This is a genomic window from Bacillus sp. HMSC036E02 (assembly GCF_001836235.1).
Classification (GTDB): domain Bacteria; phylum Bacillota; class Bacilli; order Bacillales; family Bacillaceae_G; genus Bacillus_A; species Bacillus_A cereus.
In genome coordinates, this window is the sequence record NZ_KV827861.1 from 1 (window position 1) to 21044 (window position 21044).

The window sequence follows — 21044 nt, forward strand, 5'->3', positions numbered from 1 at the left end:
TGTTACTTGTAATACTTGCTCTTTCATATCTTTCATTCTCCTCTCTTCTTCTTTTATTACAAAACTTCTATTATACTAATGCGCTTGATAAAAATACGATTAATGCTGTTAATACTACCGCTCCACTTGCTGATCCTACGAAGTCACCTTTTGTTACTTGTAATACTTGCTCTTTCATATCATTTATCCTCCTTTTTTCTTTTGTTACAAAGCTTCTATTATACTAATACGCTTGATAGAAATACGATTAACGCTGTTAATACTACCGCTCCACTTGCTGATCCTACGAAGTCACCTTTTGTTACTTGTAATACTTGCTCTTTCATGTCATTTATCCTCCCTTTTTATAAGTTATCTATATGTAATTTCTAAGAAATGTTTATTTCATAGTTTTTATGTTAACGTTACATTAAATTTGATAACGTAACGTTTGTAACATTAATGTAACATAACTATTATTACGTTGCAATATAATTACGTAAAATTTATTACATTTTTTTTACGTTTTTTTATAATAACCCTCAAAAACCTTTATTTAATGCGTTTTTCACTAAGTTCACGTTTGTAACATTCGTGTAACATTACAGTCATAAAGTGAAATGTAGTCATATTCCTCTCTATTTTTGTTACAAATTGTTTATTTAGTGCCACTAAACCTATCTAATCTTTACTTACTTTTAATATGAGATAAAATACCGTCTTTCCAAGATAAGTTTATATGTTTCCTCTATATAACTATGTATAATAAAAACAAAGAGGTGGTCATTTTGAAATTAATCGCATTAGATATGGATGGTACACTACTATCATCTAATCTTGAAATCTCCAAAGAAAACCTACAAGCAATCCAAACTGCACAAGAAGCCGGTCATATTGTAATGATCTGTTCTGGTCGTGCGAAAGAGGATGCTTTAAAGCTATTGGAAGAATATAAATTATCTCTTCCAGTCGGAGCAAGCAATGGGGCTATTGTTTATGTGGATGGAAAAGTAATTAACTCGCGTTGTATACAAAACGACAAAGTGTACAAACTTGCAAAATTACTAGAATCTGAAGGTTTCCCATATAAGCTATATACAAATAAAGGAGTTTATTCTCCATATACATGGCAAGATCAAGTGATGCAAGCATTCGAAGAAAATAAGCATGCGCTTGATGTTACATTAGAGGAACTTGAACGAATTACAGAAAAGCAAAAGAAATCGAACCTAATTACTGATTTCAAAAAAATAGAAGATGTTGTAAATAACCAAGAACTAGAAATATCTAAATTCTTCATTTTAACGTTTAATGCAGCGCATCGCGCACAGCTATTAAGTATATTACAAGAAGATGCTGATATTATGGTTACAGCATCGGCTCCTACTAACTTAGAAATTATGGATAAGAATGGACATAAAGGAAACGGGATACAGCAGATGGCAGCTCATTTTAATATCCCAATTGAAGATACAGTTGCTATTGGTGATAATTTTAATGATGTACCAATGTTAGAAGTAGCAGGCTTATCTGTTGCAATGGGCAACGCTGAAGAAGATGTAAAAAAGCTATGTGATGTTGTAACACTAACAAACAATGAACATGGTGTTGCTCACGCAATCGAGCAATTTGTATTGAAACAAACTTCATCTAGTAAATAAAAAAAGGACTCTTTCAATTTGAAAGAGTCCTTTTTTATACGTGATGACAAGCAACAAAATGCTCTACACCAACATTACGGAATTCTGGTACTGTTTTTTTACAAACATCCGTTGCAAATGGGCAACGTGTATGAAAACGACAGCCCGAAGGTGGATTTGCTGGACTTGGAATATCCCCTTCTAGTATAATTCGTTCTCGCTTCACTGTTGGATCTGGTATTGGAACAGCTGATAACAATGCTTTCGTATAAGGATGTAGCGGATTGGTAAATAACTCATCACGCGGTGCTGTCTCCACAATCGTACCTAAATACATAATTCCGATTTTCGTACATAAGTGTTCTACTACACTTAAATCATGCGAAATGAATAAATAAGATAATCCCTTTTTCTCCTGTAACTCACTAAATAAATTAATAATTTGTGCTTGGATAGATACATCTAGTGCCGCTACAGGTTCATCAGCTACAATGAATTCTGGATTTAATACCATAGCTCTTGCGATTACGATACGCTGACGTTGTCCACCAGAAAACTCATGGGGATACCGGTCAATGTGATAAGGAGCTAATCCACATAACTCCAATACTTCAATTACCTTTTCACGCACATTTTCTTTCGTTGCTAATCCGTGGGCCAACATTGGCTCTCCAAGCGCTTCTCCAATTCTCATTCTCGGATTTAATGAGCTAAATGGATCTTGGAAAACGAGCTGCATATTAGGGCGATGTTTTCTTAATTCATCCTTGGATAAAGAATGAACATCTTTTCCTTTAAACTTCACTTCTCCCTCCGTTTTTTGAACGAGGCGTAAAATTGTTTTTCCTATTGTTGTTTTCCCGCTCCCTGATTCACCAACGAGACCAAACACTTCACCTTTATTAATAGTAAAACTTACTCCATCAACTGCTTTTACATGCCCAATTGTTCTACTAAATACGCCACCCTTAATTGGAAAATATGCTTTTAGGTTTTTCACCTCTAATAATGGTTCACTCATTGTTCCGCACGCTCCTCATATAACCAGCAAGCTACTTTATGATTTTCATCATTTACATTTAGATTTGGGGCTTCTTTTTCACATATTTCCATACAATGCTCACAACGCCCACTAAAGTAACAAAACTCACCTAAACCAACTAAATTCGGAACTTGCCCTGGAATAGAATATAGTTTATCTATTCGTTTTCCCATTACTGGTTTTGATTTCAATAATCCTTTCGTATAAGGATGTTTTGGATTTTGGAATATCTCTAGTACTGGGGCTTCTTCAATAACTTTCCCGCCATACATAACGACAACATAATCAGCCATTTCCGCTACGACACCTAAGTCATGTGTAATTAATAAAATCGACGTTTTAAATTCTTCTTTCACTTGTCTTAGTAGATCCAATATTTGAGCCTGAATGGTAACATCAAGAGCTGTTGTTGGTTCATCTGCAATTAATAACTTAGGATTACAACTAAGCGCAACAGCAATCATAATACGTTGTAACATCCCACCGCTCAGTTCATGCGGATAAGAATGGACGATTTCATCAGCGCGGGCTATGCCAACTTTACGAATTAACTCAATTGCCTTCTTATATGCTTCATTTTTACTAAGTAATTCATGCTCTCTTAACGTTTCTACAATTTGCTCCCCTACAGTGAAGACGGGGTTTAGCGATGTCATCGGTTCTTGGAAAATCATTGCAATATCATTGCCTCGTAAACTACGAAGTTCTTTCTCTTTCATTCCTAAAAGACTTTTTCCTTCATATAAAATGTCTCCACCCACTACACTACCAGATTCAGCAATAAGCCCCATAATAGATAAAGCTGTTACACTCTTTCCGCAACCTGATTCTCCTACTACACAAACTGTTTCCCCTTCTCGAACCGCAAAGCTAACATGGTTCACAGCCTTTACTGTCCCCTCGTCAGTTTGAAAATGTGTTTGTAAGTCTCTCAGCTCTACTACCGCTTTACTCATATCTTCTCACCTACCGTCTCATCTTTGGATCTAACGCATCACGAAGTGCATCACCAAGTAAATTAATTGATACAACTGTTATAAAGATTGCAAAACCGGGCGGAATCCATAACCATGGACGCTTTTGGAAATCGATTAATGAGTTAGCTGCGCTAATCATGTTCCCCCATGATGGTGTAGGTGGAACGACTCCGAGGCCTAAGTAACTTAGTGCGGACTCACTTAAAATAGATCCAGCCACACCCAAAGTTGCTACAACAATAAGTAACGGAAAAACGTTAGGAATTAGATGATGAATGATTTTTCGAGAATCTTTTAATCCTAATACATCTGCCGCTTGCATAAAGGCTTGCTCCCGCAATGTTAAAATTTGTCCTCTCACAAGACGGGCAAGTCCTGGCCATCCTACTAAACTTAAAATAATCATTACAACATATAAACGGTACTCCGATGGTAATTTCCATTCTGATAAAATTGCTCCCATTATAATAAGTAGTGGTAATCCTGGAATGGACATTAACACATCTGCAACACGCATAATTAAATGATCTACAACTCCTCGATAAAAACCAGCAATTGCTCCTAATAGAGCTCCTAGTATAACGGATAGTAGCATCGACGCTAAACCGATTGTTAATGAAATACGCCCTGCTTGCATAAGTCTAGTTAAAATATCCCGCCCCAACTGGTCTGTCCCAAGCCAATGTGACAGGCTGGGTGGTTTATTAATTTGTGTTACTTGTACTTTCCCATCAGCATACGGTGAAAAGATTGGACCGATAAAACTAAATAAAAACATAAATATTAAAACGTATAAGCCACACAGTGCCATCTTATTTTTCTTGATTTTTTTATACGCTTGGCGCCATGGTGATGATTCATTTCTTTTTTTCCGTTCTTTCTTTTTCTCTATTATGGGTGTAATAGTCTCCATATCTTTCCCCCCTTACTTCAATCGAATTCTTGGATCAACAAACGCATATACAATATCAGCTAAGAAATTAGCCATAATTGTTAAACAAGAAAGAAACATTGTAAAGGCCATTAATACCGTATAGTCACGGAAGTTTAATGCTTCTAATTGAATACTCCCAATCCCTGGCCAATTAAAAATCTGTTCAATAATAATAGCTCCTGAAAATAAACCCGGTAATTCAAAAGCGAGTAATGTAATTGCTGGCAAAATTGCATTTTTCAATGCATGTTTATAAATAACGGTCCTTTCTTTTAAACCTTTTGCACGAGCAGTACGAATATAATCTTGCCTAATAACATCCAACATGCCAGTTCTAAAATAGCGTGTTAACGATCCTACACCAAGAAGCGTTAAAATAAATACAGGTAGAATCATATGACGTAATACTTCTAATATGTATGCTATTCCTGTTGAGTTACTCCCAATATCAATCATGCCACCAATAGGTAATAACTTTAAATCAACTGCTAATAATTTAATTAAAAATAGTCCGATAAAAAATGATGGAAATGACATTGCTGCAAAGACACCGATTGTTACCAATCTATCAAACCAAGAGTGCTGCTTTGTTGCAGAAATAACCCCAATAATAAGAGCAATAATCCAAGTGAAAAATAAAGCTGCAGCAGCAACAATAAATGTATTCCAAATGAATTTATTAAGTAATGAAGTTACCGGTTCTTGATACTGTAAAGAAAATCCAAAATCACCATGCAAAGCATTCACTAACCAATGAAAATACCTTTCAATAATCGGTTTATTTAAACCGTACAACTCTCTTAATTCTTGAGCTCTCTCTGGTGTTAATTTTGGATTTGAATCGATATAATCACCCGGTAAGAGTGCAAATAAGAAAAAGATAATAATAGACGTACCAAACAATGTAGGAATCATTTGTAGAAACCTACGAATGATATATGTTTTCACCTTTTGTCTCCCCAATCCTATTTACTTAAAAATAGAAGAACATTTTTTCAAAACAGCTACCATTCCATTGCTGTGTGAAAAAACGTCTTCTATTATTTAGGTCAACCCTTATTGTTCAATAGATAACACTGGTAAGTTGGAACTGATGCTATCGTACTTTTCTGGATCAATTCCTTTTATACGTGCATTATGAGCATAAAGTAGTTTACGATAGTTTAATAAAATAACTGGTGGATCATCACTTAACTCTTTATACAGCTCTTTATAAATCGCTTTACGTTTTTCAATATCTGTCGTTCCTATACCTTTTACAATCAAATCATCTACTTTCGGATTATTATAACCCGTATCACTTTTTGGATTAGTTGATAAGTACTCACTTACAACTTCACTTGGATCACTAATTCCTGGTGTTGAAACTGCCGCTAAATCGTAGTCACCTTTTCCTACTTTTGAAAGCATCGTATTAAAGTCCATCAACTCTGGATTTAATTCAACACCAATTTCTTTGTAACTTTCTTTTGCAATCGGAATAAAGATATCATTTGTTTTACCTGTATTTGATGCGTAGTATGTTAATTTTAATTTTTGACCATCTTTTTCACGAACCCCGTCAGAACCTACTTTCCAACCAGCCTCATCCAATAATTTTTTAGCCTTTTCTACGTCATGCGGATATTTATTAATACCTTCTTCTGTATATGCCCATGAAACTGGAGCAATTGGTACGTTAGCGACAGAGCCATAGCCTTGTAAAGCTGTATCCACATACTTCTTACGGTCTAATCCATAAGTAAGTGCTTGGCGTACCTTTTTATCTTTCAAATACGACTTCTTATTATTTACATAGATATAAGCAATATCACTTGATGATTCAAGATTAATATTTGCAAACTCTAATCCTTTTAATTGGTCTATATTTTCAGGGTTCGCTCTAAACCCACTATAGTCCAGTTCACCTGTTTGGAATAATTGGAATCCAGTATCACCTGATGTGATTTTGTAAATAAAGTTTTTAATTTTTGGTTTACCTGCATAATAATTTTCGTTAGCAACAAAGCGGACTTCTTGACCTGGAACATATTTTTCAAATTTATATGGACCCGCTGCAATTGGTTGCCCATATAATGCTTTTAAATAGTCTAAACTTGTATTTTGTTTATAATCTTTTCCATAATAAGCTTTTGATAGCACTGGGCCACCTAAATTCGTTAGCGCCTGTGAATTAACTTTTTCAGTTGTAATTTTAATTGTCTGTGGATCAACAACTTGGATTCCTTCAATAGAAGTTGCTTTTCCTTCTTTATATTCTTTCCCACCTTTAACAGCATACTGAGCAATATCCAATCCACCTTCATACGCTTTATCATGAAGTAGTGTTAATGTAAATGCTACGTCATCCGCTGTTAGAGGCGACCCATCACTAAATTTTAAATTTTTACGTAAATGGAATGTATATGTTAACTGGTCAGCAGAAATATCCCATTTTTCCGCAAGATCCGGAATAGGTTTACTTTGTTTGTCTGTTGTTACTAATGAAGCAAAAATAACCGACGTTACATTTCCATCCCAACCATTATCTTGGAAATACGGAAGGAAAACTCCCCCTGGCTTAGAAATGGCTGTAATGAAAGTATCTTTTCGTTGATTTGCTTTCTCTGGACTTTTCTTTTTATCTGTAGCTGGAATTGATTCAATCTTAGAGTCTTTTAAATCCTGCTTTTTTACTGGTTCTGTAGAAGCCGTATCCTCCTGTCCCCCACAAGCAGATAACACAAGCGAACTACTCAGTAATACTGAAAATACACCAGCCCATTTTTTTGTCTTTTTCTTCATTGTCCCCACCCTAACTGTTTAATAGTTATACCCTTTGAACTTATTAGCTTATGTATGCCTCCCACAGCACATTTATAGCCAATCGGAAAAGTCGGTTTTAATCAGAAAAAAATAGATGTTTTTGAGGGGTAACAATCTTATTCCGACTTTTCCGGTAGACTTTATGGTTATTAGCTTATATCGTTCATTATGTTTTGTCAATTCTTTCTAAATAAATATTTTGAGAATTTTTCCAAAATTATTACTCTACATTTATACTTTAAGAAAACTCAGCTATAATTCGTATTAAAACTTAAAAATCTACTTCTATTCCTTCAGCATGAAACATAGAATACTAATAACCAATTACCAAAAAGGGGGCGAAAATATGGACAACCTATTCCAATACGTCCTGCACTACGTATTATTAACAATTATGATAGTCGGAGCGCTATTACTATTCCCGTTCTTCCCAAAGTTCGTCCTCTTTTTAGCTTTTTTTATTATGCTCGGGATTGCTATTATAATTTCAACGAGAGAAGATGCCACGCAAAAAGAGAGCAGAGTTCAGCGCATAAAGCTGTAACTTTGCTCTCTTTTTGTTTTCATTCACTAGTCTCTGTTACACATATTTATCCCGCTATTTGCCGTGCAGTAAGACCCCCACCTCAAAATTCAGCGAAAGCAAAAGAAGTTAGGTCAGGGTCGGGGTGCCCGTAAAAGCCCTCACTTTATCTCTCGGGAAATAATTAGCCTTTGTTTTTGTAATTACTCCTATCGAAAAACCACTAATGACATTTATTTTTCACCTTATCATTTTCATATGTTTCACAAACTATGCAAATTGAGGAAAATGGATTTATCTAAGTTACTGTTTCACGTGAAACACATCGCTTCATTTAACCTTTAAAGCAAAATATCATTATGAAAAAAGCCACTTCCTCCAGCAAAACTGAAAGGAAGTGGCTTTCTACTCATTACTCCACCATATTCTCTAATTCATTATATAAATCTGCTCGTAACAACTCTTTCTTCGTTTTTTCCTCATATAATTTTTCAAGTTTTTCAACATCAGCTACATATTCCATTTCACTTTCTAATGCATATATATCTTCTTCTATATGCATTAACTCGTTTTCAATCTCCGCAAAACTTCTAGAATCTTTCTTTTTTATAGAGATTGCTTCAACACTTTTTCTTCCATGGTGCTTATGCTTTATTACTTCCTCCTCAAGCTTTTCTTCCCACTTTTGACGAGCCCATGCATAGTTTCCTGCAAACTCAAATAATTTGCATCTATCAATCCAGTACGTCTTTTCAAATAACTTATTTAAAAAATATCGATCGTGTGAAACAGCTAAAATCGTCCCGTTATATTGCTCAAGGGCTTCCTCTAAAACTTCCCTTGATTCAATATCAAGATGGTTTGTCGGCTCATCTAAAATTAGAAAATTGATGTCTTGATACATAAGTTGCGCAAGTCTTAATCTCATTTTTTCTCCACCACTAAGTTGCGTTACTTTCTTAAATACTGCTGGACCATAAAACAAAAACTTAGCTAATATATGTCTTGCTTCTCCTTCTGTTACAGCCACATTCTCTCTGAATGCTTCCAATACATTACTCTTCATATTTTCATATGCATGTTGTGATAAATAACCAATTTTGACACTACTACCAATTCGAATTTCACCAACGTCTGGATTTATTTCTTCTAATAGTAGTTTTAATAATGTAGTCTTCCCTGTACCATTACGACCAACGATAGCAGCACGCTCTTGAAAACGAACATGTAAATTCGCTTGTTCAAATAAAGATCGGCCAGCAAAACCTTTACTCACTTCTTTCATTACAACAACATCTTTTCCGCTTCTCTCTTGCCCTTCAAACTGAAGACCCATCTGTTTTCTTTCTAAAATTGGCCTCTTTAATTTCTCTATACGCTCTAACGCACGTTCCATATTCCTCGCTCTTTTATGCAATCCTTCATTCGGAGGATTCGCTTGATTTGCCCATTCACGTAGGCGCTTAATTGCTTCTTTCATTTTCTTTATTTTCTTTTGCTGCTCTTGATAAGCTTGAAACTCTTGAAGTAACCTTTCTTCCTTCTCCTCAACGAACTGAGAATAATTCGTATGGTACACGTGAATCTCTCCATCTTCCAAATCCAAAATTTTCGTTACAACTTCATCAAGGAAATAGCGATCGTGTGAAATAACCATAACTGTTCCATTATATTCTTTTAAAAATTTCTCTAACCATTCAACTGCAAACAAATCTAAATGATTTGTTGGTTCATCTAATAGAAGTAAATCTGGTTTCTGCAATAGCATATATGCAAGGCTTATTTTCGTCTGTTCTCCTCCACTTAATTCCGTAAATACTCTTGGAAATAAGTTTGTGACTTGTAAGCCATTTGCTACCTTCATTATATTTGCCTCTATTTCATAACCACCGAGAAATGCAAATTTTTCTTGAATTACTCCGTACCTCTCCATTAGCTTTTGCAAAGCAGATTGTTCCTGCTCCTCCGCCATATTTTTTTCTAGAGCATGCATTTCTTTTTCTAATTCCTTTTCTACTTTAAAAGCGGAACTCAATACATCATATACAGTCATGGCCTCATCAAACTTCGGAATTTGTGCGACATGACCAATACGTGTACCTTTCTTCATATGAATGGCTCCTGCATCCAAACTCTCCATTCCCGTTAGAAGCCCAAAGATTGTTGTCTTCCCACTACCGTTACGACCAACTAACCCAACACGTTCACCATTCTTTATTTCAAGCGATATATTTTCAAATATGATGTTTCCACCAAAAGATTTCGTCACATTATTTACACTACAAATAGTCATTTTCCGTACTCCTTTCAATATAAAAAACCATGAGAAAGAAACATTCCCCATGGTTTTCGGCATAGAAAAAGGAAGCCAAATAGCTCCCTTTTCACACGTTTATTAAAAATGGGTGAAGAGATTTCTATCGTTCAATAGTCACTATGCAATTGTTAAAAAAGGGCATACGTATCCCGTTAACAACTACATCATGAAAAATCGCACGACAAAAATAGATAAAATCTAAAAATTTGGCACGCGCAGCTAAAGAACGTTTCATCTCATTCACCCCTTTCGTACGGAATTTAATACTTACTTCTTTATTATACTTTCCAATTTCATGTTTGAATAGTCATTTTTCTGAAAATAATGAAGATAGACTAAACATTTCAATAAGTGACATCAAATCTTACAAAACTGTTATGTTCACGTAATGGAAAGCGATAGTACGAAAAGATGCCTCCCTATACAATAAAGATGTAAAACAAGAGTGACAAACACAAGGAGGAAACAAACATGATGAAAGAAATCGTAAAAGCAATCTTTAAGGTATTAGTGAACGGACAAGCAGTTGTAAAAGAACTAAATGAACTATAAAAAGGAGTGAAGAAATATGATGAACATGGTGAAAATGCTTTTACACGCTTTAGTCGATGCAAAAGCAGTTAGCCAAGAATTAAACCAACAATAAAAAGGGGTATATGAATATGAAGAAAGCCATTATTATAATTGCAAGCACAGCAATCACTTTATACACAATAAAAAATAGAAAAAAGAAAAATAATGAAAATGTTCTATATTATCCATACACACTATTAGAGAAAAAATAAAAGACAAGGTACCCTATCGTAATGAGGATATCTTGTCTTTTATTTTTTCCATATTGTCTTTAGAGGATTTCCTTCTCCTTTTCCCGAATGTATTAAGCGGGATTTTTACACATATTTTAAAGGGGCATATATACAAATGGATACACAACAACTATATTTTTTAAACGATATCGGTAAACAAAAACCAGAAAGTATTCGGAATAGAAGCGCTGCATGTCCATTTTGCGATAAAGAACATTTAACGGATATTTTAGCAACTGATGGTTCTATTATTTGGTTAAAAAATAAATTTCCTACATTACAAGATACATTTCAAACGGTGCTGATTGAAACAGATAATTGCGAAGATCATATCGCAACATATACAGAAGAACATATGCGAAAATTAATGCAATTTTCTATTCAACATTGGTTACACTTACAGAAGAACGAAGAATTTGCATCTGTAATTTTATACAAAAATCACGGTCCATTTTCAGGTGGAAGTTTGCATCATGCACACATGCAAATTATCGGAATGAAATATGTAGATTATCTTGAAAATATTGAAGAAGAAAATTTTCAAGGGGTAATTGTTCAAAAAAATGAACGCATTGAGCTTAATATTTCAGAGCGTCCCATTATTGGCTTCACTGAATTCAATATAATCATTGATAATATTTCATATATAGATGAAATGGCAAATTACATTCAGCAAACTGTACGTTACATACTGATAGATTTCCATAAAGGATGCAGTAGTTATAACTTATTCTTCTATTACTTAAATGGAAAAATCATTTGTAAAGTTGTACCTAGATTTGTCGTTTCACCATTGTATGTAGGATATAAAATACCGCAAGTTTCTACAAAACTAGAAGAGGTGAAAATACAACTCACGCAGTATTTCACGAAAGAAAAGGATGAAATTATTCATAAAAAAACAGAGTAGGTATAGAAAACCTACTCTGTTACCCCGCATTAACGAGCAGTAAAACTTCCACCTCAAAATCCGGAAAACGCTAGAATTTAGGCGGAAGATTAACTGCTCGTAAAAGCCCGATTGGTGAAGACTAATAATCAGCGGGGGATGAACAGACTCCCCCACTGATTAAAGTTTCACTTTATTACGCCTTTATTTCGATAGTACACATCTTCTAGTCCGATGTTATACTTCATGTTATTATCCGTCCACTCTGGCCCTAAATTCCCTGGCCATCCAGATGTATTCGCTATATATTTCAGTAATGCAAAATCAGTCAAACCTTTTTGCACCCCACGCTTATATCCTTTCATTAAATGCGGCATTGCAATTTGCGCATTTGTACGTGGATCTTTCAGCTCATCATCAGTTAAATGTTCTGGTGCAAGCCCGCCGCCGCGGTGTAGTTGAAACAATCCAAATGAAGTTCCATTATCTCCAACACTTCTTGGATTTAATCGACTTTCATGCTCGGCAATTGCAAGAGGTATCCATTCCGGAAGATTTACTTTCTTCGCTTCCTCTATAATGATTTGTTTCATCTGTTTTGCTTCTTCTGAATCAACATAGCTTGTTCCATTCACTAGCTTATCCATTCCTTCAGACTTTCCTTGGAAATATAAATATACTCCAAGAACAACTAAAAATCCTACAAAGAATTTCTTCACTACCTCTACCTCTTTCTCCGCTGAAATTTGTCCCCTTTCAGCCTTCCCTTTACAATTACCTACATTCTATTACTCTTTTATCATAGCAAATAACTATACGTATTATCATCATGCTTTAGACCGATTTTGTGAAAAAACAGCTGGTAAATACGTGCAAAAATGTAACTTTCATAGACTATAACGCATTTATTGTATATAATTGTAAACTGAACTCTATATATAGAATAGGAGCGTACAAAATGAAAAAATGCCTAACACTCTTGTTCAGCATTTTACTACTCATCCCTACCTACACCTCTGCACAAACATCATCAAAACCAAAAGTACTTGTTTTGTATAGTACACAAGACGATAAAGTTTCAAATAATGTTCAAATCCTTAATACTCAATTAGGACATTTTACAAATGATATAACCGTAAAAAACTTAAAAGAAGCAACTTCAATTAATAACGTATCCTCCTATACACATATTGTTTATATCGGTGAAACAAAAGAAGCGTTTTCTGATGAAACGAAACAATTTCTAGAAAACTTCTCCGGCCCTGTATTAGTATTAGGACAAAATGTTGAACAATTATCTAAGCGTTTTTCTTTCATTACATTGAAGAGTGACGATATACGAGTTAATAAAATTGAATATCCAGAAAAGAAGCTAAAAAATACCTTAGAAGAGGAACGATTAATTCAATCATTTGATACGAATGGAACTGTGCTTGCTAACGCTTTAAGCTCAAATAACACTAACCCACTAATCGTTCAGCATGAAATATCTTATTATGTCGCAACACCTAACCTCTTTGACTGGATGTCTCATTACGTCGGTGAAATGTTATTTTCTTATTTCAGCCAAAAACCAACGAAAAATAAAGTTGAAGCTTATTTACGTCTTGAGGATGTTCACCCAGCAGCAGATATAAATCAATTAAAAGAAATTGCTACATTACTAAAAGAGAAAAAGATGCCTTACATGATTACTGTTATTCCGGTATATAAAGATCCAGATACAGGAAAGATAATACATTTAAAAGATAAACCAGAACTAGTTGATCTTTTACGCTCTATGCAAGATGATGGTGCAGCAATTATTATGCATGGTTATACTCACCAATTTTATGACAGTGAAACAGGTGAGGGCTTTGAATTTTGGGATGTCAAAACAGATCAACCAATTCGCCAACCGAAGCATGAAAAACCGAAGACAAAAGATGACTTTCCAAATATAGAGGCATATAACCAATATGTAAAAAAAGGGGAAGAATTCGAGGGAAAATATATGAAAGATCATATTGAAAAAGGAATTCAAGAACTTGTAGATGCTAAACTATATCCTGTTGCCTTTGAAGCACCTCATTACACGATGTCTCAAAAAGGATATGAAATATTATCAAGGTACTTTTCAACTTATGTAGGACAACTACAGTTAAATGATACAACTTGGAAATCCATGCACTCACCATATTATACAAGTACTCCGTCATTTTTACATGGAATGAAACTATTGCCTGAAACAGTCGGATTTATTGAAGAAGATACGCCACAAACTATTGCTAAAATGAAAGAACGTGCTCTATCTGTTTCTAAATTATCCGATGGAATTATTGGTGCATTCTATCATCCTTACTTAGGTGTGAAACCATTAAAAGAAGTGTTAAAAGATCTAGAAAGTATTCCAAATATAGAATGGATTGATTTACAAAAGGAAAAGAATGAAGTAAAAATGAAAGATATTCATATTACGACGAATAAAGACGGCATTCACGTTGAAAAACCAACCAGTGCGAATGACATAATTGATTATATAAAGCAATATGGCTTCTTACTTATACTGGGGTTCGTTATCATTGTCTTTCTTTTATTATTAAAACGTGCGAAGAAATTAGAATCCTAATACAAAACCACCAAGCATTCTGCTTGGTGGTTTTTTTAACTTAAACCAAAACGTGGCATGTTATTAATAACCCATTGATTATTTTCATAAATAAATTCAACTTCTACTTTTTCCGTTACATTATCATAGTCATTATACGTTTCTACCTGCGCTTTTATTTTCCCATCCTTTAACTCGGCAGAAATAATTTTTGTAAATTTAGTTGCTGCTTTTGACCCTGGATCTCCAATAGCATAGTGCATTTTTCCATTTAACTCTTTAATATATTTACTCTTCATATACTGTGCAATAAATGATTTTGAGAAGTACGTAGATAGCGTAGTCTCTAAATTATCTTTCTTATTATAAATAGGGTTCACTAATTCCCCGTATGAAAAATCCCCTACTCGTTTTGGGTTTCCTGTTAGTGCAGCCATTTGAACATTAGTCAGTTCCTTCTGTGCATTCCATACTTTCTGTAACATAACGTTATCTGCTAGCTTCTTATCTTTTACTTCATTTGATTTCTTTGTATCCAAATTCATGATAGTTCCATTATCCGTATAGAGATACATATCTCCTGCTACAAAATATAAATAGGATTTAGTTGGTTCAACCGCTTTATTATAAATTACCTTTTCATTTCCACCATTTATTTTCTTCTTATATACTCCATCCTTTTTTAAATAATAAAAAATATCCCCTTTCACATTCATCTGCAAGGCATCCTTTACCAATAACTTTTCATTATTTTGTTGAACGTCTATTTCATATATGCCATGCTCAGCTTCATTTGTTTCAAAAGGTAACGAAAAGTCGACAACAGCATATAATTTTTCATTATTATACGTAGCACTAGATATTGTGGCATAATTTTCTTTTGACCAAGTTTTATTATCTTTTGTCATTTGTGTTCCACGATTTTTATTCCAATGTAGAATACTATCATCTATCGTTCGAGACCAACCAGAATTTTTAAATGCCGCTTCTTCTTCCTGTCCCGTCTTCAAATTGATTTTTGCGATCCCTACAATATCAAAACCACCATGCTCAGAATATTTTTTCGGATAAAATAAAGTTTGATCTTTTATATAAACATAATTTGTATCCGCTTTTAACGTATCTAACTTTTTATTTGATATATCATACTTCATTAAAGAAGATAATCCCGCATTCTTCTCTTCATCCGTATGAATAAAATATAAAGCTTTGTTTTTTATATTTATGTAAGAAGCATTTACACCTTCCACTACACGTTCCGAAGTCTGAAATTGATCTTTCGTACGATAAATGCCTCCTGTATTTTTATCACCATTTACCGCATAGTAAACCCATCCATTACTCTCTGCCATCTTCCCTTTATTAGAACTGTTTCCAACCGAATTCCCGTTTTTCTTAGTTTCTTTCATCTGTTTTTCAACTACTGGATCAATTTGTTCTTCTTTACTTTCTTGCGTTGCGTTGGGATTTATAGCCTTCTTTTCTGCTTCACAACCAAACGCTGCAACTGAAAGTGCACCGATCATCATTGTAATAGCTATTTTTTTATGTGCTTTCCCCATTTTCTCCCCTACTTCCTTCATCAAATTAAACACATCATAAATTATAGAAAAAATTAGAAAAAATATCCATAATAAAAAGAATAAGAGTACCTCTCCTATCCTTTCAAATAAAGCGAAACCTTAATCAGTCAGGGTCTTAATCCCCGGCAAATAGCGGGGTAAAATCGAATGGTATTTTCATATATTGTTTCTGCAACCTGATCAACAGATATGTTTTTTATAACACTAATTTCCTTTAATACATCTCGAATCATTCTCGGGTGCGTCATAACATCGTCTTGAAATTCCCACGGTCCATCTGTTTCTACCATCATATATTCAAGCGGATAATACGAAACAATTTTTCTAATCTTCTCCTTATGTAAAACATCCGGTGTAATCGAAATATAATAACCATTCTTCATCATCCGTTTCATTGTTTCATCACTTCCTTTAAACCAATGGAAATGTGCACGTGAAACTTTATATTTCTCTAGCAAATCACATACAGTGTCAGCATCTTCATAAACTGCGTGTAATATAATCGGCAAATTATACTTACTAGCTAGTTCTATAAATTTTTTCAATACAGCTATGTATGGATCTACAGCAATGCTTTCATCTTCTTTCCTCAAATAATAGGGCAAACCTACTTCACCAATCGCAACAATTTCCTCTGCGTTCTGTTCAATAAGTTTATAAATCTGTTCACACTCTTCTTTATGAATCTGTTGCTCTGGATGAAACCCTATCGCTGGATATATAAAGGAATACTTCTTCGCTAAAGATAACGTTTCCTTACAAGATTGATAATTCATAGATACAGCAATAAGCCCCTTTATTTCATTACTATTTTCCACCTCTTTCAGTAATCTGTTCTTCTCTTCATCCTTATATTGATCAACATGTATATGACTATCAATCCATTTCATCTTTATGCCCCCATAAAAAAAACAAGAAAGGACTTCCTTTCTTGTTTTAGCATCTATATTATTTAACAATTAAGTTTGTTATGATATCAAATAATCCAATACACACTACGGCAACAGTAAAGTAGCTACAGAAATCTTTAATTGGTAACTTCACTACTTCTTCTTTACGCATCCCATTTTTCTCCCTTCTTACTAGATCCCTAATTATTTTTCTATCTGTATCTATTATGCAAAAAATATGACAAATTTACTATCGAATTAACTTACGTAAACCTTACAATGTTGTAAGGTTTAAAAAAGGATCCTCATCTTTATTCAGATGAGGATTATTAAAAATTAGTTGGTTTTTCATTCTTCATTACAAACAGAAAGTAATACATTAAGACTTTCTAGTTACACTATATAAAAATTACTATCTTTTAACTATCGAATTACATTACAGAAGACTTACATTTTTGTAAGTTATGTGTAATGTAATTCGATAGTTTCCCTTACTTATATTTCGTACAATAAAGTTAGAAAGTAAGCCAAATAAGAAGAACAATCACATAACCAAATTGCATTGCTAGTAGCTACTCTTCTTATACCTTTCAACCATGCTACTACAATGTACCCCCTTCCCCTTTATATAATAAAAAAGCCTTAGTCTATATGGACTAAGGCTTTTTTGCTAACCCCTAAAATACCCTTACCCAGTATTTTTATTCTCGACAAAAAATAGCTGGGGGTATATTTCACTATCTCATCGTTAAAAGTTTACTCTTCGCATTTATAGGAATATTTGCAACCTCAATCTCTTCAATCGATTCACCGTAACGTCCTTTCGCAAAAACCTTTAATGCTTCATCTCTCTTTAACATATGCTTAACCGTTTTCTTTATTTTCTGCTCTCTACCACGTTCATCGAATGCAATAAATTCATATTCATACCACTCATCACCAATATGCTGACCAATTGTATTCACAACCGTATAGTATTCTTTCGTCTTATAAAATGGATTATATTTATCGATAACCGGTCCAAATTTCGTAGGCAGTAACATTACTACTATCACTATCATCGCTATTATAGTAGTGATCATTTTTTTCTTCATAATAAACATTCCTCCTCTGCAGGATATATATACATCCATTTTAAAAAGGGGGAATAAAATCTACTATTGAATCTCATTACATTACACTTACATTTTTGTAAGAATTAAAAAAGGTGAACGAATTTACTCGTTCACCTTTTAGCTTGCTTTAAAGCCACCGCCAAGTACATCACGTACATCATGTATAACAACGAAAGCATCTTCATCTACCCGGCTAATAACTTGTTTTAACTTAACAAGCTCTTGTTTATTAATAACAACATATAAAACTTCTTTATTTTTACCAGTATATCCGCCGCGCCCTTCTAATACAGTAACACCGCGTGTCATATTTTTCGTAATAGCTTCACGAATTAAATCTGGTTGATTCGAAATAATCGTAACAGCCGTTTTTGTATCCATTCCTTCTACAATGAAATCAATCACCTTCGCTCCGATGAACACAGCTACAAGTGTATACATTGCCTTTTCTTGCCCTATTATAAATACAGAACCAGCAATTACAACAATATCAATAATTAGTACGCCTTTACCTACGCTCCAACCTAAATATTGATTTGCTAACCGAGCTAAGATTGCTGACCCTCCCGATGTACCTCCGGCTTTGAACATACAGCCTAATCCAATACCCACAAATAAACCAGCAAATAAAGCTGCTAATAATGTATCACTATTTACATGATACTCAATATGTTCTGTAACGTATAAAAACAAAGATGTTTCTACAATCCCTAAAATTGTATAAATCATTGTTTTCTTATCAAAAAATTTATAACCAATAGCTAGTAAAATTGCATTTATAGCAAAATTCACAATCCCTGGTGACCAATCAAATAAGTAGTACGTAACAACCGTTAAACCAATAATTCCACCTTCCGATAAACGGTTTGGAATTGCAAAGTAATTAATACCAATTGCGAATAATAATGAACCAATTGTAATTAGTGTTATTTCCTTTATACGTTGATTAACCATAGTTCATACCCTCCCCCCATTTGACATTGTATCACTATCTCCTAGAGGTTTAGAAGTGGTTTTTATTCCGCATTTTCCCTCTTAAAAATTGAAATATTATGTTTAAACAGAGGGTTGATTAATTATTCATATTTGCCCTAACTGCACGGACAAATTGCTCCACATTCCCTTTCTGAATATACTTAGCGCGAATGCTTTCATGACTACAAGTAAATTCAAAATACGGATGAAAATCTATGTTATCTATATGCAAATATGAATACTCTTTAAATATTGAAGAATAGTACGGGAATTTCCCGTAAAAAAGGAGACGTCTAGTAGTGGCAACAAAAACCCCATGTTGATACGATAATATAAAATTATCCTTCTCAAATATCCCTACCACAAAAGCCAGAATCTTTTCATCATCATCTACATACTTTTTCATACTCGATAAAAGTTCATTCATGCATATTCCTCCAAATTCTATTCATTGCATTAACACTTGAAAAGAATCCATGGATTATTACAAACCGGTTTAACTCCTTTATAAAGTATGAAACGCGTTTCCTGTCAAAGATATTTCAAAAAAATAATCCGTTATGCGATTATACACATAACGGATTAAAATTAAACCGTAGAGCGTTCCACAAGTTCGTATGGAATTTCCAGCTTTTCTTGTTCAGAACTCTCGTCATTCACTTTTCTATGCAACATTTCAAAAGCAGTTTTCCCTATCTCCTTTAAATTTTGATCAATAGTTGTCAATTGTAACACTTGCGAGATAGGTTGATTATCAAAGCCAATAATCGCTAAATCCTCAGGAACTTGAATCCCTAATTTTTCAACCTCTGTCATAACCCCAATCGCAACTTCATCACCTGCTACTATTAATGCTTCAGGAAGATCCTGCATCTCTTTTAACTTATGAGCCACTTTTACACCATCTTCTAGTGTAAAACATTCTGTAAAAATCCATTCTTCATTAACCTCTTCGTCTATAGATTGTAATTGCTGTTTATAAACATCAAAACGCTTTTGACTACTCGGCCCTAATTTTCTTCCCGTACAATAACCAATTTTTTTATAACCTTTCTCAATCAAATAATCCATTCCTAATTGAAAGGCCGCTGAATGATTCGTATATACACTTGAGATGTTTGAAATATCATTATCTTCACAAGCAATTATTGCGCCGTAAGAAGCATACGGTTCTATCGTTTCCCAATCATTTGCACGTGAACAAATAATAAGACCATCCAATTGTTTTGTTTTTAACATATGTAAACTTTTCATTTCTTCTTTTTTATTATAATTCGTTTGGCAAAGTAGCACCCTGTAATTATGCGCTAACGCAGTCTCCATCATTCCGCTCACCATCGCATCAAAACACGGATGATTAATATAAGGTAAAATCACACCAACAATATTCGTTTTTCCTTTTGATAAATGAACAGCATTTGCATTTTGCGAGTAATTCAATTTCTCAACTATCTCTATAACCGCTTTCCTTTTTTCTTCACTTACATATGGGTGATCATTCAACACTCTCGAAACAGTCGTAACTGAAACTCCCGCCATCTTTGCAATATCTTTAATATTAGCCATACACTCACCTCTACCTTTAAGTTAATGAATCTCATGAACATATGTCAAATCTTCTTATCATTACACCTTCATTCGTTTCTCTTACAAAAGTGTAATTTTTCTGTAAGCTAATTCGATAGTGAATTTCCGCAACATTTCATACAATTAAGTCAGAGACAAGGTAACAACTATTCGAAAAGGAGCGGATTAATATGATGAACAAAATGAAAACGAACAATTTCTTACATACAATGGGCATGATATTTTCCGCTCTTATCGACGCAAAAGCTGTTGCTTCTACATTAAACAAGTAAGGAGAATATATTATGAATAACATCACTTTTAACAAATTAGATTTTTTAGGACTAGCTAGTGGCTCGCTTCTTCTTACTGCTTTTATTTACGCCGCTACGCTTGTATAACTTTGTGTCCCCTTT

Annotated in this window: 22 protein-coding genes; 6 read left to right on the forward strand and 16 right to left on the reverse strand. The window is 34.0% G+C overall.

Translation table 11 applies throughout. From position 1 onward, the window contains the following. Positions 1 to 70 precede the first annotated feature (70 nt). Both HMPREF2590_RS23315 and HMPREF2590_RS23320 read right to left on the reverse strand, forming a co-directional pair. A complete protein-coding gene (locus HMPREF2590_RS23315; RefSeq protein WP_000664235.1) occupies positions 71 to 178 on the reverse strand; it encodes a DUF3948 family protein in 108 nt (35 codons plus the stop codon). Positions 179 to 218: 40 nt separating this feature from the next. Beyond that, the gene (locus HMPREF2590_RS23320; protein ID WP_000664237.1) at positions 219 to 326 is read right to left on the reverse strand and encodes a DUF3948 family protein; all 108 of its coding nucleotides are present in this window, start codon (positions 324 to 326) and stop codon (positions 219 to 221) included. 441 nt (positions 327 to 767) lie between these two features. Here HMPREF2590_RS23320 and HMPREF2590_RS23325 point away from each other — a divergent pair, with 441 nt between their 5' ends. Next, entirely contained in the window at positions 768 to 1640 is an 873-nt protein-coding gene (locus HMPREF2590_RS23325) for a Cof-type HAD-IIB family hydrolase (RefSeq protein WP_000766421.1), read from the forward strand. 34 nt (positions 1641 to 1674) lie between these two features. Here the strand turns inward: HMPREF2590_RS23325 and HMPREF2590_RS23330 are convergent, their stop codons facing one another. From HMPREF2590_RS23330 to HMPREF2590_RS23350, 5 genes are all read right to left on the reverse strand, one after another. Next, on the reverse strand, positions 1675 to 2640 hold the full coding sequence (locus HMPREF2590_RS23330; RefSeq protein WP_001294485.1) for an ABC transporter ATP-binding protein: 966 nt from the start codon (positions 2638 to 2640) through the stop codon (positions 1675 to 1677). Next, the gene (locus HMPREF2590_RS23335) at positions 2637 to 3617 is read right to left on the reverse strand and encodes an ABC transporter ATP-binding protein (protein WP_000030801.1); all 981 of its coding nucleotides are present in this window, start codon (positions 3615 to 3617) and stop codon (positions 2637 to 2639) included. The genes HMPREF2590_RS23330 and HMPREF2590_RS23335 overlap by 4 nt, the downstream gene beginning before the upstream one ends. 10 nt (positions 3618 to 3627) lie before the next feature. Next, positions 3628 to 4551 carry an oligopeptide ABC transporter permease gene (opp4C, locus tag HMPREF2590_RS23340; protein ID WP_000447957.1) on the reverse strand — a complete coding sequence of 308 codons (924 nt, stop codon included), beginning with the start codon at positions 4549 to 4551 and terminating at the stop codon, positions 3628 to 3630. A 12-nt stretch (positions 4552 to 4563) separates the two neighbouring features. After that, positions 4564 to 5520 carry an ABC transporter permease gene (locus HMPREF2590_RS23345; protein WP_000860687.1) on the reverse strand — a complete coding sequence of 319 codons (957 nt, stop codon included), beginning with the start codon at positions 5518 to 5520 and terminating at the stop codon, positions 4564 to 4566. Between the two features lie 108 nt (positions 5521 to 5628). Continuing rightward, a complete protein-coding gene (locus HMPREF2590_RS23350; RefSeq protein ID WP_000730674.1) occupies positions 5629 to 7356 on the reverse strand; it encodes an ABC transporter substrate-binding protein in 1728 nt (575 codons plus the stop codon). A 367-nt stretch (positions 7357 to 7723) separates the two neighbouring features. Here HMPREF2590_RS23350 and HMPREF2590_RS23355 point away from each other — a divergent pair, with 367 nt between their 5' ends. Then, positions 7724 to 7921 (forward strand): hypothetical protein, encoded by a 198-nt coding sequence (locus tag HMPREF2590_RS23355; RefSeq protein ID WP_000369253.1) that lies wholly within the window; start codon positions 7724 to 7726, stop codon positions 7919 to 7921. A 391-nt stretch (positions 7922 to 8312) separates the two neighbouring features. Here the strand turns inward: HMPREF2590_RS23355 and abc-f are convergent, their stop codons facing one another. Then, positions 8313 to 10193 carry a ribosomal protection-like ABC-F family protein gene (gene abc-f, locus HMPREF2590_RS23360; protein WP_000150883.1) on the reverse strand — a complete coding sequence of 627 codons (1881 nt, stop codon included), beginning with the start codon at positions 10191 to 10193 and terminating at the stop codon, positions 8313 to 8315. A gap of 124 nt (positions 10194 to 10317) precedes the next feature. After that, a complete protein-coding gene (locus HMPREF2590_RS30920) occupies positions 10318 to 10452 on the reverse strand; it encodes an RAxF-45 family protein (protein ID WP_000830643.1) in 135 nt (44 codons plus the stop codon). 421 nt (positions 10453 to 10873) lie between these two features. Here HMPREF2590_RS30920 and HMPREF2590_RS23370 point away from each other — a divergent pair, with 421 nt between their 5' ends. Both HMPREF2590_RS23370 and HMPREF2590_RS23375 read left to right on the forward strand, forming a co-directional pair. Continuing rightward, a complete protein-coding gene (locus tag HMPREF2590_RS23370; protein ID WP_001998915.1) occupies positions 10874 to 11002 on the forward strand; it encodes a hypothetical protein in 129 nt (42 codons plus the stop codon). 136 nt (positions 11003 to 11138) lie between these two features. Then, positions 11139 to 11933 (forward strand): DUF4931 domain-containing protein, encoded by a 795-nt coding sequence (locus HMPREF2590_RS23375; RefSeq protein WP_002004289.1) that lies wholly within the window; start codon positions 11139 to 11141, stop codon positions 11931 to 11933. 167 nt (positions 11934 to 12100) lie between these two features. Here HMPREF2590_RS23375 and HMPREF2590_RS23380 read toward each other — a convergent pair whose 3' ends face one another. Then, positions 12101 to 12631 carry a transglycosylase SLT domain-containing protein gene (locus HMPREF2590_RS23380; protein ID WP_000713248.1) on the reverse strand — a complete coding sequence of 177 codons (531 nt, stop codon included), beginning with the start codon at positions 12629 to 12631 and terminating at the stop codon, positions 12101 to 12103. A 239-nt stretch (positions 12632 to 12870) separates the two neighbouring features. Here HMPREF2590_RS23380 and HMPREF2590_RS23385 point away from each other — a divergent pair, with 239 nt between their 5' ends. Further along, entirely contained in the window at positions 12871 to 14520 is a 1650-nt protein-coding gene (locus HMPREF2590_RS23385) for a DUF2334 domain-containing protein (protein WP_000710611.1), read from the forward strand. Positions 14521 to 14555: 35 nt separating this feature from the next. Here HMPREF2590_RS23385 and HMPREF2590_RS23390 read toward each other — a convergent pair whose 3' ends face one another. From HMPREF2590_RS23390 to HMPREF2590_RS23420, 6 genes are all read right to left on the reverse strand, one after another. Then, positions 14556 to 16061 (reverse strand): DL-endopeptidase inhibitor IseA family protein, encoded by a 1506-nt coding sequence (locus HMPREF2590_RS23390; RefSeq protein WP_000513544.1) that lies wholly within the window; start codon positions 16059 to 16061, stop codon positions 14556 to 14558. 128 nt (positions 16062 to 16189) lie between these two features. Continuing rightward, positions 16190 to 16972, reverse strand: coding sequence for a TatD family hydrolase (locus tag HMPREF2590_RS23395; RefSeq protein WP_000871067.1), 783 nt, complete (start codon positions 16970 to 16972; stop codon positions 16190 to 16192). A 737-nt stretch (positions 16973 to 17709) separates the two neighbouring features. Beyond that, the gene (locus HMPREF2590_RS23405) at positions 17710 to 18066 is read right to left on the reverse strand and encodes a YxeA family protein (protein WP_000728420.1); all 357 of its coding nucleotides are present in this window, start codon (positions 18064 to 18066) and stop codon (positions 17710 to 17712) included. Between the two features lie 138 nt (positions 18067 to 18204). Continuing rightward, a complete protein-coding gene (locus tag HMPREF2590_RS23410; protein ID WP_000248040.1) occupies positions 18205 to 19041 on the reverse strand; it encodes a YitT family protein in 837 nt (278 codons plus the stop codon). A gap of 118 nt (positions 19042 to 19159) precedes the next feature. Further along, on the reverse strand, positions 19160 to 19489 hold the full coding sequence (locus tag HMPREF2590_RS23415; protein WP_001004240.1) for a PH domain-containing protein: 330 nt from the start codon (positions 19487 to 19489) through the stop codon (positions 19160 to 19162). Between the two features lie 161 nt (positions 19490 to 19650). Next, positions 19651 to 20628, reverse strand: coding sequence for a LacI family DNA-binding transcriptional regulator (locus tag HMPREF2590_RS23420; protein ID WP_001273903.1), 978 nt, complete (start codon positions 20626 to 20628; stop codon positions 19651 to 19653). A gap of 305 nt (positions 20629 to 20933) precedes the next feature. On the opposite strand from HMPREF2590_RS23420, the gene HMPREF2590_RS23430 reads away from it, so the two are divergent. Beyond that, positions 20934 to 21029, forward strand: a complete 96-nt coding sequence (locus HMPREF2590_RS23430) for a DUF3948 family protein (protein WP_001060007.1) — start codon at positions 20934 to 20936, stop codon at positions 21027 to 21029. The last annotated feature ends 15 nt before the right edge of the window (positions 21030 to 21044 follow it).

Coding starts and splice junctions, on each gene's coding strand:
- HMPREF2590_RS23315 (WP_000664235.1), bottom strand. CDS start 178: ATGAAAGAGCAAGTATTACAAGTAACAAAAGGTGACTTCGTAGGATCA.
- opp4C (WP_000447957.1), bottom strand. CDS start 4,551: ATGGAGACTATTACACCCATAATAGAGAAAAAGAAAGAACGGAAAAAA.
- HMPREF2590_RS23320 (WP_000664237.1), bottom strand. CDS start 326: ATGAAAGAGCAAGTATTACAAGTAACAAAAGGTGACTTCGTAGGATCA.
- HMPREF2590_RS30920 (WP_000830643.1), bottom strand. CDS start 10,452: ATGAAACGTTCTTTAGCTGCGCGTGCCAAATTTTTAGATTTTATCTAT.
- HMPREF2590_RS23350 (WP_000730674.1), bottom strand. CDS start 7,356: ATGAAGAAAAAGACAAAAAAATGGGCTGGTGTATTTTCAGTATTACTG.
- HMPREF2590_RS23430 (WP_001060007.1), top strand. CDS start 20,934: ATGAATAACATCACTTTTAACAAATTAGATTTTTTAGGACTAGCTAGT.
- HMPREF2590_RS23335 (WP_000030801.1), bottom strand. CDS start 3,617: ATGAGTAAAGCGGTAGTAGAGCTGAGAGACTTACAAACACATTTTCAA.
- HMPREF2590_RS23390 (WP_000513544.1), bottom strand. CDS start 16,061: ATGGGGAAAGCACATAAAAAAATAGCTATTACAATGATGATCGGTGCA.
- HMPREF2590_RS23330 (WP_001294485.1), bottom strand. CDS start 2,640: ATGAGTGAACCATTATTAGAGGTGAAAAACCTAAAAGCATATTTTCCA.
- HMPREF2590_RS23410 (WP_000248040.1), bottom strand. CDS start 19,041: ATGGTTAATCAACGTATAAAGGAAATAACACTAATTACAATTGGTTCA.
- HMPREF2590_RS23405 (WP_000728420.1), bottom strand. CDS start 18,066: ATGAAGAAAAAAATGATCACTACTATAATAGCGATGATAGTGATAGTA.
- abc-f (WP_000150883.1), bottom strand. CDS start 10,193: ATGACTATTTGTAGTGTAAATAATGTGACGAAATCTTTTGGTGGAAAC.
- HMPREF2590_RS23415 (WP_001004240.1), bottom strand. CDS start 19,489: ATGAATGAACTTTTATCGAGTATGAAAAAGTATGTAGATGATGATGAA.
- HMPREF2590_RS23375 (WP_002004289.1), top strand. CDS start 11,139: ATGGATACACAACAACTATATTTTTTAAACGATATCGGTAAACAAAAA.
- HMPREF2590_RS23355 (WP_000369253.1), top strand. CDS start 7,724: ATGGACAACCTATTCCAATACGTCCTGCACTACGTATTATTAACAATT.
- HMPREF2590_RS23370 (WP_001998915.1), top strand. CDS start 10,874: ATGAATATGAAGAAAGCCATTATTATAATTGCAAGCACAGCAATCACT.
- HMPREF2590_RS23395 (WP_000871067.1), bottom strand. CDS start 16,972: ATGAAATGGATTGATAGTCATATACATGTTGATCAATATAAGGATGAA.
- HMPREF2590_RS23420 (WP_001273903.1), bottom strand. CDS start 20,628: ATGGCTAATATTAAAGATATTGCAAAGATGGCGGGAGTTTCAGTTACG.
- HMPREF2590_RS23385 (WP_000710611.1), top strand. CDS start 12,871: ATGAAAAAATGCCTAACACTCTTGTTCAGCATTTTACTACTCATCCCT.